Genomic DNA, 15,602 nt, shown 5'->3' with positions numbered 1-15,602 from the left:
GGTTCAGGCCCCCGTCGCCGCCAGCGCCTTCAGGCGCGCGGTTTCCGTTTCGGCCACTTCGGCGGCCGGAATGTTGAAATCGCGATCGTAATTGAAGCTGTGGAAGATCGCATAGCCGATCACCCCCAGCATCCCCAGCACGGCCATCCACCACATGTGCCAGATCATGCCGAAGCCGACGGCCATCGACAGGCCGGCGAGGATGATCCCAGCGCCGGTGTTGCGCGGCATATGGATGTCCATCCAGCCCTGCTCCGGCGCGAACGCCTTGCGTGCTTTCATATCGGCCCATGCGTCGAGATCGTGGATCACCGGCGTGAACGCGAAATTATATTCCGGCGGCGGCGACGAGGTGGACCATTCCAGCGAACGGCCGTTCCACGGATCGCCCGTCACGTCCTTCAGCGCCTCGCGGTTGCGGATGCTGACGTAGATCTGGACGAGGAAGGCGGCGATGCCCACCGCGATGATCGCGGCGCCGATCCCGGCGATGATGAACCAGATCTGCAGGCTCGGATCGTCGAACGTGCGCAGCCGGCGGGTGATGCCCATCAGGCCCAGCACATAGAGCGGGGTGAACGCCACCCAGAAGCCGATCACCCAGCTCCAGAAGCTCACCAGACCCCATTTGCGGTCGAGCTTGAAGCCGAATGCCTTGGGCCACCAGTAATTGATGCCGGCGAACATCCCGAACACCACGCCGCCGATGATCACGTTATGGAAGTGCGCGACCAGGAACAGCGAGTTGTGCAGCACGAAATCGGCCGGGGGCACGGCGAGCAGCACGCCGGTCATGCCGCCGATCACGAACGTCAGCATGAAGGCGATCGCCCACATCATGGGCAGCTCGTAAGCGGATGCGGCCCTTGTACATCGTGAACAGCCAGTTGAAGATCTTCGCGCCCGTCGGGATCGAGATGATCATCGTCGTGATGCCGAAGAAGCTGTTGACGGTCGCGCCCGATCCCATCGTGAAGAAGTGATGCAGCCACACGAGATAGGACAGGATGCAGATGACGATCAGCGCATAGACCATCGACGTATAGCCGAAGAGCCGCTTGCCGCGTGAAGGTCGAGACGACCTCGCTGAACACGCCGAACGCGGGCAGGATCGAGGATGTAAACCTCCGGGTGGCCCCAGATCCAGATCATGTTCACGTACATCATCGGGTTGCCGCCCAGCGTCGTTCGTGAAGAAATGCGTGCCGAGCGAAGCGGTCGAGGCGAGCAGCGCGAGCACGGCGGTCAGCACCGGGAAAGCGGCGACGATCAGCACGTTGGTGCACGAGCGCCGACCAGGTGAAGACCGGCATCTTCATCATCGTCATGCCGGGCGCACGCAGCTTCACGATGGTCGCGATCAGGTTGACGCCGGACAACAGCGTGCCGACACCGGCCACCTGCAGCGCCCATATGTAATAATCGACCCCGACGTCCGGACTGTAGTCAGTCCCGAAAGCGGCGGATAGCCAGCCAGCCGGTGCGCGCGAATTCGCCGATGAACAGCGACCATCATGACCAGACCGCGCCGGCGGTCGTCATCCAGAAGCTGAAGTTGTTGAGGAACGGGAAGGACACGTCGCGCGCGCCGATCTGCAGCGGGACGATATAGTTCATCAGGCCCGTCACCAGCGGCATGGCCACGAAGAAGATCATGATCACGCCGTGCGCGGTGAACACCTGATCGTAATGGTGCGCGGTGAGATAGCCCTCGCTGCCGTTGAAGGCGATCGCCTGCTGCGATGCGCATCATGATCGCGTCGGCGAAGCCGCGCAGCAGCATGACGATGCCCAGCACCATGTACATGATGCCGATGCGCTTGTGATCGACGGTGGTGAACCACTCGCTGCCAGAGGTAGCCCCACAGCTTGAAGTAGCTCAGCGCGCCGACCAGCGCGATGCCGCCGAGCGACGACCATCGCGAACGTGCCGACCAGGATCGGCTCGTGATAGGGAATCGATTCCAGCGTGAGCCGGCCGAAAATGAATTTGGTCAAGGAGTCGGACATGGCCTCAAGCCCCCGTCGCCGGCGCGTGGGCGCCGTGCGACCGATGTGATTGGTGCGATTGCGGCGCGGCGTCGGCGGCCGGCGCCAGAGCGGGCGTCGGTGTGGCGGCCGCGGGAACCATGGCGGGGGTCGGCTGCGCCGGCATATGGCCGTGCATCGATTCGCTCATGCAGGTGGTTCCCGGCTTGACGCACATGTTCACCGCGCGATCGAACAGCCCGCGCTCGACGCCGCTGAAATAGGTCACCGGCACGCGCTCGCTCGGCTGTTCGAGCTTCAGGTAGTTCGCGGCATCGAGCCGCGCGCCGCCGCTCGCCTTGGCTTTGTCCACCCATTGCGCGAAGGCCGCATCGTCCACCGCATGCGTGCGGAAGCCCATGCCGGAGAAGCCAGCGCCGCTGTAATTGGCGGACATGCCGGTGTAATTGCCCGGCTTGTTGAGCACGGCGTGGAGCTTCGTCTCCATCCCCGCCATCGTATAGACCATGCCCGCCATCGCCGGCACGTAGAAGGTGTTCATCACGCCCGCCGAGGTCATGCGGAAACGCACCTGCCGATCGACCGGCACGACCAGCTCGTTGATCGTGGCGATGCCCTGTTCAGGATAGATGAACAGCCATTTCCAGTCGAGCGAGACGATCTGCACTTCCAGCGGCTTCTGGTTCGCCGGCACCGGCTGCCCCGCCGCGATGCGATCGAGCGGGCGATAGGGATCGAGCGTGTGAGTCGCGACCCAGGTCAACGCGCCCAGCGCGATGACGATCAGCAGCGGCGCGGACCAGATGACCAGCTCCAGCGCCGTCGAGTGATCCCAGTCGGGCTGATATTCGGCGTCGCGATTCGACTCGCGATAACGCCAGGCGAAAAGCACGATCAGCGACCATCACCGGAATGATGATCAGCAACATCAACCCGGTCGACCAGAGGATCAGGTCGGCCTGCTGACGCGCGACGTCGCCGGACGGATTCATGACCACCATGTCGCACCCGCCGAGCGCCGCGACGAGCGGCGTGGCGAGCAATGCGCGGGGCCACTTCCAGTTTCGAGCCATTTTGTGCATGATGATCACCGGCTAGATCGAATTGTGCAACTGCGAAATAGGACAATTTGTCCTATCCCCGGCTCGAAATGGCGAGCCTAAGGGAGCGTGATTTTCATTCGAGAGTTTATGCCAGATGGCCGAAGCGATTGCTAATTCCGAACCCCTGGGGCGCGACCCGAACGCGCTCCATGGCGGTAGCCCCGTCCGTCCCGGCGAGATCGCTATCGGGGTGATCATCGGCCGCACCTCCGAGTTCTTCGACTTCTTCGTTTACGCGATCGCCTCGGTGCTCGTCTTTCCCGAGCTGATCTTCCCGTTCGTCGATCGCGTGACGGGTACGCTTTACTCGTTCGCACTGTTCCCGCTGGCCTTTCTGGCTCGGCCGATCGGGACGCAGATCTTCATGGCGATCGACCGTCGCCATGGTCGCGGAACGAAGCTGACCATCGCCTTGTTCCTGCTCGGCACGTCGACCGTGTCGCTGGGCTTCCTGCCGGGCTACGCCTCGATCGGCATCGCTTCGGCGGTGATCCTCGCGGCGCTGCGCATCGGGCAGGGCATCGCGCTGGGCGGGGCGTGGGACGGGCTGGCCTCGCTGCTCGCGCTCAACGCGCCGGCGAGTCGCCGCGGCTGGTATGCGATGGTGCCGCAGCTTGGCGCGCCGCTCGGCCTGATCGTGGCGAGCGGGCTGTTCGCCTTCTCCATCGGCACGATGAGCTTCGCCGATTTCATGAGCTGGGGCTGGCGCTATCCGTTCTTCGTCGCCTTTGCGATCAACGTCGTGGCGCTGTTCGCCCGCCTGCGCATGGTGGTGACGCCGGAATTCACCGAGATGTTCAAATCGCGCGAGCTGACCCCCTCCCCCGTCATCGCGACGGTTAAGGCGCAGTGGCGCAACATCATCATCGGCGCCTTCGCCCCGCTGGCGAGCTTCGCCTTGTTCCACATGGTCACCGTGTTCCCGCTGTCGTGGGTCGCGCTGTTCACGCAGGAGAGCATCACGCGCTTTCTGGTGATCGAGATGGTCGGCGCGGCGTTCGGCGTCGCGGCGATCGTCGCCTCTGGCGCGCTGGCGGACCGGATCGGGCGGCGCTCGCTGCTCGGCTATACCGCCGCTGCGATCGCGGTGTTCTCCGGCTTCGCGCCGCAGCTGCTCGACGCGGGCGGCGTGGGCGAGGCGGCGTTCATGGTGCTGGGCTTCATCCTGCTCGGCCTGTCGTTCGGCCAGTCGTCCGGCGCGGTGACCAGCAACTTCCCGAAGCGCGCGCGCTATACCGGCGCGGCGCTTACCTCCGATCTCGCCTGGCTGTTCGGCGCCGGCCTCGCGCCGCTCGCGGCGCTGCTGCTGGCGAAGGATTTCGGGCTGCTCGCGGCGGGTGGCTATCTGCTCTCGGGCGCGATCGGCACGCTCGTCGCGCTGGCGCTCAACAGCGAACTGGCCCGCCGGCTCGACTGATCCCGGCACGCGGGGGAAGGCGTTACGGCGCCTTCCCCTCCGCCACCATGCGATCGGCGAAGACGATCGCCGCCGCCCGCCGTCGCCGCTCGATCGCATCGAGCCGCGCCAGCAGCACGCGATTGGTTTCCTCAGCGCGGGCATAGCCCTTTTCCGGCGGTGCGCTTTCCGCCGCCTTCACCGCATCCTTGGCGGCCTTTGCGAGCAACAGCCGAAGCGCGCTATCCGAATAGCGGCGGCGATGCCCCACCACCTCGCCCTGAAAGAACACCGGCTCCAGCCAACCGTCGACCGCGCGTTCATAAGCCGCGGCCTCGATCGAGCGCGGCGGCTCCGCGCTCAGCGCGCGCTTCCACGCCGCCGCGAAGCGCGGGCTGCGCTGGCGCAAACCATAAGCCGCGCGCTTCGACACCCCCGCCACCGCGCACGCCTCTATCACGCAGCCGGTATTGCCGAGCGCGCGCAGAAACCGCGCCCGCGCATTGGCATCCCATCCGCCGCGCTCCCGCCCGTCGAACAACCGGTCCTCCGCCGCGCCGGCATCGCCATCCGCATCCAGCCGGGCCTGTTGCGCGGCGAGAAAGGCGCGCTGCTGCGCCGCCACCGCCTCCGCCCAGCGCGCCGCGAAACCGGGATCGCACCGGCGGCGCTTATAGGCGGCGGCCGGGTTACGCCCGATCTCCGCCGCCGCCTTGCGGACATTGCCGGTGAGCCGCAGCGCGAGCAGAAACGCCGTCTCCGTCTCGGCGGTCCAGCGCGAATAGGGTTTGACGATCATGCTGCCTCCCCATGGCCAAGAAGGCGCGCCATCTATCGCATTCCGCCGCTTGTAGGACAGCCCTTCGCCCCGTGTTCGCGATCCCCGGCGCATATGACCAAAAAACCATCGCGCTTCCCCTCTTCGCACCCCTTCCCCCCTGCGGCACCCGCTGCTATCGGCCTCCGCAATACGTCGCTTCACACGCCCGCCCGGGCGCGCTCGCGCGGCGGCCCGGCTCCTGTCGCGGCCACCGCCTCCCCGCCGCGTCCTGGTTGGCTCGAACCCTGGAAAGGACCAGCATGACCGCCATCGGCCACGATACGCTCGGCGCTCGCACCACGCTCGACGTGGGCGGCAAGGCCTACGATTATTTCTCGCTCGCCAAGGCGGCCGAGAAGTTCGGGGACATTTCGCGCCTGCCCTTCTCGATGAAGGTGCTGCTGGAAAACATGCTGCGCTTCGAGGACGGCACCACCGTCACGCCGGCGGACGTGCAGGCGATCGTCGACTGGCAGAAGGAGCGCCGCTCCGATCGCGAGATCCAGTATCGCCCCGCGCGCGTGCTGATGCAGGATTTCACCGGCGTGCCCTGCGTGGTCGATCTCGCCGCGATGCGCGATGCGATCACCAAGCTTGGCGGCGACGCGGCCAAGATCAATCCGCAGGTGCCCGTCCACCTCGTCATCGATCACTCGGTGATGGTTGACGAATTCGGCACGCCCAAGGCGTTCGCCGACAACGTCGATCTGGAATATGCCCGCAACAGCGAGCGTTACGAGTTCCTGAAATGGGGTTCCAAGGCGCTCGACAATTTCCAGGTCGTGCCCCCCGGCACCGGCATCTGCCACCAGGTGAACCTCGAATATATCGGTCAGGCCGTGTGGTCGTCGCGCGAAAGCGGCGATCACGCCAAAAGCGGCGCGACGATCGCTTATCCCGATACGTTGGTCGGCACCGATAGCCACACCACGATGGTCAACGGCCTGGGCGTGCTCGGCTGGGGCGTCGGCGGGATCGAGGCCGAGGCCGCGATGCTCGGCCAGCCGGTGTCGATGCTGATCCCCGAAGTCGTCGGGTTCAAGCTCACCGGCGCGCTGCGCGAAGGCATCACCGCCACCGATCTGGTGCTCACCGTCACGCAGATGCTGCGCGCCAAGGGCGTGGTCGGCCGCTTCGTCGAGTTCTACGGCCCCGGCCTCGCCTCGATGACGCTCGCCGATCGCGCGACCATCGCCAACATGGCGCCGGAATATGGCGCGACCTGCGGCTTCTTCCCGGTCGACGATCGCACGCTGGAATATATGCGCCTCACCGGCCGCCCGGACGAAACCGTCGCGCTGACGGAGGCCTATGCGCGTGCGCAGGGCATGTGGCGCGATGCCAATTCGCCCGATCCGGTGTTCACCGACACGCTGGAGCTGGACATGTCGAGCGTCGTTCCGTCGCTCGCCGGCCCGAAGCGCCCGCAGGACAAGGTGACGCTCGACTCGGTCGATGACGTGTTCAACGGCGATCTCGCCAAGCTCTACAACAAGACGGCGCCGGCGCGCGTGCCGGTCGAGGGGCTCGATCACGATATCGGCGATGGCGACGTGGTGATCGCGGCGATCACTTCGTGCACCAACACCTCCAATCCGTCGGTGCTGGTCGCCGCCGGGCTGGTCGCGCGCAAGGCGCGGGCCAAGGGCCTGAAGCCGAAGCCGTGGGTGAAGACCTCGCTCGCGCCGGGGTCGCAGGTCGTTACCGACTATCTCGACAAGGCCGGGCTGAGCGCGGATCTGGACGCGATGGGGTTCAACCTCGTCGGCTATGGCTGCACCACCTGCATCGGTAATTCGGGGCCGCTGGCGGCGCCGATCTCGGCGGCGATCAACAACAATGATCTCGTCGCGGCGAGCGTGCTGTCGGGCAACCGCAATTTCGAAGGCCGCGTCAGCGCGGATGTGCGCGCCAATTTCCTCGCCTCGCCGCCGCTGGTCGTCGCTTATGCGCTGAAGGGCACCGTAACCGAGGACATGGTCAACACCCCGATCGGCCAGGGCTCGGATGGTTCGGACGTCTACCTCAAGGATATCTGGCCCACCAACGACGAAGTAAATTCGTTGATGACGGCCAATATCAACGACGCGATGTTCCGTGCGCGTTATGGTAACGTCTATGCCGGCGACGCAAAGTGGCGCGAGATTCAAGTCGAGGGCAGCGACACTTATGGCTGGCGCGCCGGCTCCACTTATGTCGCCAACCCGCCTTACTTTGACGGGATGGAGATGACCCCCAAGCCGGTCACCGACATCATTGACGCCAAGCCGCTCGCCATTCTTGGCGACTCGATCACCACTGATCACATCTCGCCCGCGGGATCGATCAAGGCGGACAGCCCGGCCGGCACTTACCTGCAAGAGCATCAGGTCAGCCGTGCAGACTTCAACAGCTATGGCGCGCGTCGCGGCAATCATGACGTGATGATGCGCGGCACCTTCGCCAATATCCGCATCCGCAACGAAATGGTTCCGGGTGTCGAAGGCGGCATGTCGAAGTATAATGGCGAAGTGATGCCGATCTATGACGCCGCGATGCGTCACAAGAACGACGGCACGCCTTTGGTCGTCATCGCCGGCAAGGAATATGGCACCGGATCGTCGCGCGACTGGGCGGCGAAGGGCACCAATCTTCTTGGCGTTCGCGCGGTGATCACCGAAAGCTTCGAGCGTATTCACCGCTCGAACCTTGTCGGCATGGGCGTGCTGCCGCTCCAGTTCGCGGACGGCGTTGATCGCAAGTCGCTGAAACTGGACGGGTCCGAGACGTTCACCATCCACAATGTCGCCGGCCTGCGCCCGCGTCAGGATGTCGAAGTCACGCTCACCCGCGCCGACGGCAGCAAGCAGACGTTCCTCACGCTGTGCCGCATCGATACCGTCAACGAGCTGGAATATTTCCTCAACGGCGGCATCCTGCAATACGTGCTGCGCAAGCTCGCCGCCTGATCCGACAAGCCCGGCTCCGCTGAGCCGGCAATGTCCAAAAGAAAGAGGCGCCCCGCAAAAGCGGCGGCGCCTCTTTCTTCGTTCTGGGCCCATGCGTCAGGCTGATTTCCAGCGTCATAACCGCCCGTTTCGGAGCAATTATGAGTGTCAAATGAATCGAATTGACGCCTCAAAAAAAATCACGAATTATTAACCACATATGGTGAGCGCGCGACTCGCCGAAAAAACTAGACGAGGGGAAGCTCATGAGAACGTTGAAAAACGCGTTGCTTGTTGCGTCCGCCCTTTCGGGCATGTTTTTTGCGGGCACGCCCGCGGATGCGATCAACATCATCCTCCGACCCGATGCCACTTTCTCCAGCGCGCCGAACGGAGCCGCTGCGCTCTATGCCTTTCAGAAAGCCGCTAATTACTGGAACCAGACGTTGAGCGGCGTCGGCGGCATGCAGAATATCAACATCAGCGTATCGTTCGCCCCGCTCGCGCCCAACGTGATCGGTTCGACCGGCAGCACGGGCTATGACGTATCCGCAGCCTCCGCCTATCAGGCGCTTGCCAACAACGCCGCGACCGCGCTCGACGCCAGTGCTGTCGCAAACCTCTTCCCGCTTACGGCGGACGGCGGCCTCGGCTATCGCCGCGCACCCGCCGCGGACGGCTCGCTCACCGGAACGGGGCTCAATATCGCCGTCGGCAGCGTGTTCGATAATAACGACAGCTATAACAACCAATATCTCTACGCGAACGGCGCCAACCTCAAGGCGCTTGGCTATGATATCGGCCAAAGCGCGATCGATGCGAGGATCACCTTCAGCTCGAATTTCGCCTTCGATTTCGATCCGACCGACGGCATTTCAGTCGGCACCGAGGATTTCACCGCCGTCGCGGTGCATGAACTTGGCCATGCGCTCGGCTTCGTCAGCGGCGCGGATTATTATGACTATTATGGCGGGGCCGGCCCCGGCGCGAGCATACCGGTTGGCTGGGACAACGAATCGGTCCTGACGATTCTCGATCTCTTCCGCCGGTCCAGCAATGGTGGCGCCGCCGGCTTCGATCCGGTGTCGGGGCAGCGCTATATCCAGCTGGACCCGAACCGCGGGGCGTTGTTCACCGTCGATGGCGTGAATCCGTTCAACGGCGACGGCAGCTATTCGCAATTTGCCACCGGCCGCTTCAACGGTGACGGCCAGCAGGCCTCGCACTGGAAAGACGGAACCGGCTATAGCGATCAGAACAACTGCTTCGTCTCATCGCCGCAGCAGATCGGCATCATGGATCCGACCTCGGGTTATTGCCAGCAGGGCATCGTCACCTCGAACGATCTCGCCGCATTCGACGCGATCGGATACAATCTGAACTTCGATGTCCTGCTGAACAAAGGATATGAGTTCACCACGGCGGACATCTTCCGTCTCGCCGGGCTGGCGGGGGTGCCGGAACCGTCGACCTGGGCGATGATGATCCTCGGCTTCGGTTTCATCGGCGGCGCGATGCGGTCGCGGAGCCGCAAGACGAAAGTTCGCTTCGCGGTCTGATTGCCGTTGCAGCGTAAGATAACGGGCGGCTCGCCATATGGCGGGCCACCCGTTTCGTTTCCCGTTCAGGTCATGCCCGCATTCGCCCGGCGTCGACCGTATGTGAAATAGACCAGCAACCCGATGACGTTCCACAGCAGGAAATATTCCTGCGTCCGATGCGGCAGGCTGAAGAACAGATAGATGCAGCCGAGCACGCCAATCGTCCCCACCACCGGCGCGAGCGGGGTGCGGAAAGTACGTGGCGCATCAGGCGCACGGCGGCGCATCACCAGCATACACACACATACCGCGACGAATGCGGCGAGCGTCCCGGCATTGGCCAGCGCGGCAATCGCATCGAGCGGCATCACCCCGGCGATGATCGCCACCAGCACCGCGGTGAGCGCGGTGATACGTACAGGCGCGCCACGCCGCGACACCTTGGCGAGCCCCGCCGGCAACAACCCGTCTCGCGCCATCACGAAGAAGATGCGGCTTTGCCCGAACAGAAAACCGAGCAGCACCGTCGGCAGCGCGATCACCGCGCTCACCGCGAGGAAGGTCGCAAAGCCTGGCCGCCCGATCTCACGCAGAATCAGCGCCAGCGGCTCCGGGCTGTCGGCGAAACGCGTGAAGGACAGCGCCCCGACCGCCGCCACCGCGACCAGCATGTAGATCGCCACACACGCCACCATCGATCCGACGATGCCAATCGCCAGATCGCGGCCCGGGTTGCGCGTCTCCTCCGCCGCCGTCGAGATCGCGTCGAAGCCGTAGAAGGCGAAGAAGATGATCGCCGCCGCCGCCATCACGCCGCGCTCCACGCCGTCGATCGCTCGCGTGCTTGGCGAAGCCATAAGGCATGAACGGCTCAAGGTTGCGAACCGTTGAAAATGCGGCAGCGCGATCGCGACGAACACGGCCAGCGCGATCATCTTCACCACCACCAGGATCGCGTTCAGCGTCGCGCTCTCCCGCGTGCCGAACATCAGTAGCCCCGCAACCACCGCGATGATGAACACCGCCGGCAGGTTGACGAGGCCGCCGAGCGCGGGCCCGTTGGTCAGCTCGACCGGAAATCCGTAAGGCGTCAGCAGTGGCGCTGCGTAGCCTGACCAGCCCACCGCTACGGTCGAGACGACAAGCGAATATTCGAGGATCAGCGACCAGCCGATCACCCAGGCGATCACCTCGCCAAGCACGGCATAACTATAGGTATAGGCGCTGCCGGACGCGGGGATCATCGTCGCCATCTCGGCATAAGCGAGCGCGGCGCAGGCGCAGATCGCGCCGGCGATGACGAACGAAAGGATCACCGCCAGGCCCGGCGCGATCCGCGCCGACACCGATCAGCGTCAGAATGCCGGTGCCGACGATCGCGCCCACGCCGAGCGCCACCAGATGCGGCCATGACAACGTGCGCGCCAGCGCGCGCTCTGGCGGCTGCTCGATAATCGTCTTGCGGCGTAACAGGCTGCCCATCCGTCCCCTTTCGCGGTCTATCCCCGTGTCAGCTCGTAACAGATGGAACGATCGGCGCAAACGCGTGCTCGCTCTCCGCTGCCATTGCGCCTGCGTTTTCACCGTGAGTGTTGCCAGCCTCGCGGCCGTTGCTTACCGCCGACACATGCAGCCGCTTGACCAACAACAATCCACCGCGCGCGCCTGGTTCGAGGAATTGCGCGATCTGATCTGCGCCGAGTTCGAGGCGATAGAGCGCGAGGCCGGCTCCGACGCAAGGTTCGACTATATCTCGTGGGACCGCACCGATCCGAGCGGCGCGCCGGGCGGCGGCGGGGTGCGCGGCGTGATGAAGGGGCGCGTGTTCGAGAAGGTCGGGGTCAATGTTTCGACCGTCGGGGGCGCGCTGGAGGGCGATTTCGCCAAGACGATCCACGGCGCGGCCGACGATCCCAGCTTCTTCGCCACCGGGATCAGCCTCGTCGCGCATATGGCGAATCCGCATGTGCCGGCCGTCCATATGAATACGCGCTTCCTTGCGACGACGAAGCGCTGGTTCGGCGGCGGGGCGGATCTTAATCCCCCCCTCCCGATCGTGGAGGATACCGCCGATTTCCATGCCGTGCTGAAAGCCGCGTGCGATACGCATGACGCGGGCCATTATCCGCGCTTCAAGCAATGGGCCGACGACTATTTCTACATCCCGCACCGCAAGGTGCACCGCGGGGTCGGGGGGATCTTCTACGATCATCTCGAGGGCGATTTCGCGAGCCGATTTCGCCTTCACCCAGGATGTCGGGCGCGCCTTCCTCGAGGTGTCTTCCCGCGCATCGTGCGGCGGCGGATGGGGCTGCCGTTCACCGAGGCGGAGCTGGCGGCGCAGCGCGAATGGCGCGGGCGCTATGCCGAGTTCAACCTCGTCCACGATCGCGGCACGTTGTTCGGGCTGAAGACCGGGGGCAATATCGACGCGATCCTGATGAGCCTGCCCCCGCTCGCCACCTGGAGCTGACTCGCGCGATGGGCCTGACGCCGGTTCCCGAACGACCAGCTCGCGACGATCGTGACGACGCTGGAGATGACGGGGCGGCCGCCACGTTGCGCCCGGCACGCGCCGACTCGCGCATTGCGGCTGGTGCACTGGGCCGGCGCCGGAGCTCGGACAAATATCGCGCGCTTGTTCCGGCGCGTCGGCGGGCCGTGGCTGTGGTATTCGCGGCTGGCGATGGACGATGCGCCGGCTGGGCGGCGATCATCCGCGCGCCGGCGGTCTCGGTGTTCGCGGTCGACCGATCGCGCCGGGCATCGAGGTGGGGATGGTGGAGCTGGATCACGCGCCACGCCGGCGAGCTGCGAGCTGTCCTATTTCGGGCTGGTGCCCGAACTCGCCGGCAAGGGGCACGGCCGCTGGCTGATGGGGGAGGCGCTGACGCGGGCGTGGCGCGCGGGCGTCAACGCGGGTCTGACGGTCCACACCTGCACGCTCGATCACCCGTCCGCGCTCAATTTCTATCGCGCGCAGGGCTTTGTCGCGGTCAAGCGGACGATCGAGACCTTCCCCGATCCGCGCGCGCTGGGGCTGTTGCCGGCGGACGCGGCGCCTCACATCCCGTCGCTGGCCGCGAGCCTGCCGGTAGAAGGCGAGCCCGACCCCGATCGCAACGCAGGCCAAGATGATAAGCGGCCGCCGCCGCCGCGATCACCGGCATCGGCCAGCGCGAGCACGAACGGATTCTCGCGCCCGGCGGAGCGCAGGACGCTCGTCCGCCGGGCTGAGCGGCGCGCGCACCAGATATTGCGCGAGGAAGATCAGCGTGACGACGGCCGCCGAGCACGCCCCACCAGTCGCGCGCGCGTCAGCCGCCAGCTCCGCCCGACGGCGCGCGCCGCGCTGACCGGGGCCTCGGCGACCAGGGCGGGGATGGTCGCGATCAGCCGCGCCTGCATGTAAAGCCCCGGCAGCACGAACAGCCAGAAGCCCAGCGAGATCGGGATCGCCATCATGAGATAGGCGAGGAAGAATCGCCAGAAGCGCCGCGCCGCGGTGATCAGCGCGGTGCGCACGTCGGGGCGCGCCGGATGGATCAGCAAAATGGTGAGCGTCGCCATCCCATAAATGCCGATCAGATTGACCAGCAGATACCAGCCGGCATTGGCCTGCATCCAGGCGTACATCGCCTCCGCCCAGGCCTGTACCGCGGCGCGATCGCCCCCCGATTGCGGCGTGGGCGGCGGCGCAACGAGCAATTGCACCGCGAAATTGGGCAGGAACAGGAACGGTGCGGCGACGCGCAGCACCAGATCGCCGTCGCGGCGCAGGATCGTCCATGCGTCGGCAAGGACGCGACCGAGAGTCAGTTTCATGCGTGGTCGAGCTGTTCGCGGGCGGCGACGTAAAATTGTGCGCTGAACACGGTCTGGATCACGCTGAACCCGGCGGTCAGCACGCTGGTTGCCAGCGCAACGAGCAGGAACGCGCCGTTGCGCCCGAGCAGAATCTGCCCGACGCTGCCGAGCACCCAGGTCACCGCGGTGAGCAGGACGACCGCGAGCGATCGGCATAGAGGAGCGTCAGCCCGAGCAGCTTGAGCGTGCTGCCGCGGGTCAGCGCGAAGGCGCGGGCGAACGCGCCGAGCCCACGCTGCTCGTTCGTTGGCGACCACCGCGAACAGCGGGATCAGCAATCGCGCGCTGAGCCACAGGGCGAGCAGCCCGAGGATCAGGACAAGCCGAAACGGCGCGCTGCCGGCGCGCAGCCGGACTCGATCAGCGAGGATGCCGAAACGCCCTGCTGCAGCTCGCGCCATGTCGACGCTGCCGGCGACGCAATAGCCACGCCACCGGCATCACTGCGACGACGATCAACGCCACCACCGCATCGCCACCAGCAGCACGGCGATCGCCGGCGGGCAGGCGGCGGCGACGCGAGCGCGATCGCCTCATGCCGGTCGACGGCGGGATCGCTGGCCATCGCGGTCATCGCCAGTACGAGCCCCAGATCGCGAGCGCGGCCACCAGCCAGCCCGACCAGCGCGATGCCAGCCGCTTCAGCGAAGCCGCCGGCCGCGCCGCCGCTCGCCGCGACGCAGCGCAGGATCGCCTGAAGCAACGAGGGCGGGCGCAAACAGGAACAGGCCGGCGAGCCACGCCAGCAAGCCGGCGCGGCCGGCGATCACTGCGGACGTCCGATCCCAAACCGCGCCGATCCGTATCATCAAGGTCGCCTGTCTGCGCGCCAAACCTAGCGCATCGCCGCCACGCTTGCCAATCGAGCGTATCGACGGTCGCATCTGGGCATTAGCGTGACCCAAGCAGCCGCAATCGAGTGGCGCGTGTCGCCGGGGCTCACCGACTATGCCGCCGCGCTCGACCGAGATGGAGGCGCGCGCCGCGGCGGTCGCCGCGCGGCGAGGCGGGCGAGCTGATCTGGCTGGTCGAGCACCCACCGGTCTACACCGCGGGCACCAGCGCGGATCCCGGCCGAGCTGATCGACCCGCGCTTTCCCGGTGGTCAGCGCCGGGCGCGGCGGGCGTTATACCTATCACGGGCCGGGGCAGCGTGTCGGCTATCTGATGCTCGATCTCACGCAGCGCGGGCGCGACGTGCGGCATTTCGTCCATTCGGTGGAAGGCTGGGTGATCGACGCACTGGGCGAGCTGGGCATCGAAAGCTTTCGCGCGCCGGGGCGGATCGGCATCTGGACGATCGACCACGCAACGGGCGCTGAGGCGAAGATCGGGGCGATCGGGGTGCGCGTGCGCCGGTGGGTGACGATGCACGGCTTCTCGGTGAACCTTGTCGCCGGACCTCGGGCGACTTTCGGCGGGATCGTGCCGTGCGGGATCGCGGAGTACCCGGTCACGAGCGCGGAAATGCCCTTGGCGCAGCCCACGATCTTGCAACCTTTGACGCCGCGCTTTGGCGTTGACCCGTGGCCGATTTCATCGAACGGCTCTCGCGTGCCACTCGTGAAAACGAGGCTTGAGGGCGCGAGCCGGATGCGACTAATGTCCCCCCTCGATTTGGGGATTAATGGGCACATGCTGCCGTCCTAAATCTACTGTCTAGGGAGCTCTCAATGCGTGCTACTTTCCAAGATCCTGACCGGTACGGCCATGGTGGCGGCGGCGTCTGGCCGTCTCGGCCTGCGGCTCGAAGACCGAGACCAGCGACCGAGAACACCACGATCACCGACATGAATGCCACCGAAGGCATGGACACGACCAGCCGACAACATGACGGCGGTCGACAGCTCCATGAACGCTGGCGCGATGGCGAACGACGCGGGTGCGGCCGACGCGAACGCGAGCGGCGCCGGCCGGCAACGCGCACTGATCGGCCCGCAAGGCAAATCATAGCGTGAA

Annotated in this window: 10 protein-coding genes and 4 pseudogenes; 7 read left to right on the top strand and 7 right to left on the bottom strand. The window is 65.7% G+C overall.

The window, feature by feature from the left end:
• Nucleotides 1-3: 3 nt before the first annotated feature.
• Nucleotides 4-2,010, bottom strand: a pseudogene (gene cyoB, locus P0Y64_10240) (cytochrome o ubiquinol oxidase subunit I).
• Between the two features lie 4 nt (nt 2,011-2,014).
• Nucleotides 2,015-3,062 (bottom strand): annotated as a pseudogene (gene cyoA, locus P0Y64_10235) (ubiquinol oxidase subunit II).
• Between the two features lie 124 nt (nt 3,063-3,186).
• On the opposite strand from cyoA, the gene P0Y64_10230 reads away from it, so the two are divergent.
• On the top strand, nt 3,187-4,509 hold the full coding sequence (locus P0Y64_10230; GenBank protein ID WEK41787.1) for an MFS transporter: 1,323 nt from the start codon (nt 3,187-3,189) through the stop codon (nt 4,507-4,509).
• 22 nt (nt 4,510-4,531) lie between these two features.
• Here the strand turns inward: P0Y64_10230 and P0Y64_10225 are convergent, their stop codons facing one another.
• The gene (locus P0Y64_10225; GenBank protein ID WEK41786.1) at nt 4,532-5,287 is read right to left on the bottom strand and encodes a hypothetical protein; all 756 of its coding nucleotides are present in this window, start codon (nt 5,285-5,287) and stop codon (nt 4,532-4,534) included.
• A 281-nt stretch (nt 5,288-5,568) separates the two neighbouring features.
• Here P0Y64_10225 and acnA point away from each other — a divergent pair, with 281 nt between their 5' ends.
• Together acnA and P0Y64_10215 are read left to right on the top strand one after the other, a co-directional pair.
• Entirely contained in the window at nt 5,569-8,256 is a 2,688-nt protein-coding gene (gene acnA, locus P0Y64_10220) for an aconitate hydratase AcnA (protein ID WEK41785.1), read from the top strand.
• A gap of 245 nt (nt 8,257-8,501) precedes the next feature.
• A complete protein-coding gene (locus P0Y64_10215) occupies nt 8,502-9,794 on the top strand; it encodes an NF038122 family metalloprotease (protein ID WEK41784.1) in 1,293 nt (430 codons plus the stop codon).
• A gap of 65 nt (nt 9,795-9,859) precedes the next feature.
• On the opposite strand, the gene P0Y64_10210 is transcribed toward P0Y64_10215, so the two are convergent.
• The gene (locus P0Y64_10210; protein ID WEK41783.1) at nt 9,860-11,122 is read right to left on the bottom strand and encodes an amino acid permease; all 1,263 of its coding nucleotides are present in this window, start codon (nt 11,120-11,122) and stop codon (nt 9,860-9,862) included.
• Nucleotides 11,123-11,403: 281 nt separating this feature from the next.
• Between P0Y64_10210 and hemF the strand changes: the two genes are divergently transcribed.
• Nucleotides 11,404-12,249, top strand: coding sequence for an oxygen-dependent coproporphyrinogen oxidase (gene hemF / locus P0Y64_10205; GenBank protein ID WEK41782.1), 846 nt, complete (start codon nt 11,404-11,406; stop codon nt 12,247-12,249).
• A gap of 8 nt (nt 12,250-12,257) precedes the next feature.
• A pseudogene (locus tag P0Y64_10200) lies at nt 12,258-12,858 on the top strand (GNAT family N-acetyltransferase).
• A gap of 188 nt (nt 12,859-13,046) precedes the next feature.
• Here the strand turns inward: P0Y64_10200 and P0Y64_10195 are convergent.
• From P0Y64_10195 to P0Y64_10185, 3 genes are read right to left on the bottom strand one after another with little or no spacing between them, the layout of a single operon-like run.
• Complete coding sequence (locus P0Y64_10195) at nt 13,047-13,601, bottom strand: hypothetical protein (protein WEK41781.1); 555 nt, start codon at nt 13,599-13,601, stop codon at nt 13,047-13,049.
• The gene (locus P0Y64_10190; protein WEK41780.1) at nt 13,598-14,044 is read right to left on the bottom strand and encodes a hypothetical protein; all 447 of its coding nucleotides are present in this window, start codon (nt 14,042-14,044) and stop codon (nt 13,598-13,600) included. Before P0Y64_10190 ends, P0Y64_10195 begins: the two co-directional genes overlap by 4 nt.
• Nucleotides 13,957-14,346, bottom strand: a complete 390-nt coding sequence (locus P0Y64_10185) for a hypothetical protein (GenBank protein ID WEK41779.1) — start codon at nt 14,344-14,346, stop codon at nt 13,957-13,959. The genes P0Y64_10190 and P0Y64_10185 overlap by 88 nt, the downstream gene beginning before the upstream one ends.
• 181 nt (nt 14,347-14,527) lie before the next feature.
• On the opposite strand from P0Y64_10185, the pseudogene lipB reads away from it, so the two are divergent.
• A pseudogene (gene lipB / locus P0Y64_10180) lies at nt 14,528-15,166 on the top strand (lipoyl(octanoyl) transferase LipB).
• Between the two features lie 307 nt (nt 15,167-15,473).
• The gene (locus P0Y64_10175; protein WEK41778.1) at nt 15,474-15,596 is read left to right on the top strand and encodes a hypothetical protein; all 123 of its coding nucleotides are present in this window, start codon (nt 15,474-15,476) and stop codon (nt 15,594-15,596) included.
• Nucleotides 15,597-15,602: the final 6 nt, after the last annotated feature.

Source organism: Candidatus Sphingomonas colombiensis (assembly GCA_029202845.1).
Taxonomy (GTDB): Bacteria; Pseudomonadota; Alphaproteobacteria; order Sphingomonadales; family Sphingomonadaceae; genus Sphingomonas; species Sphingomonas colombiensis.
This window is presented reverse-complemented; position numbering and strand designations above follow the sequence as displayed.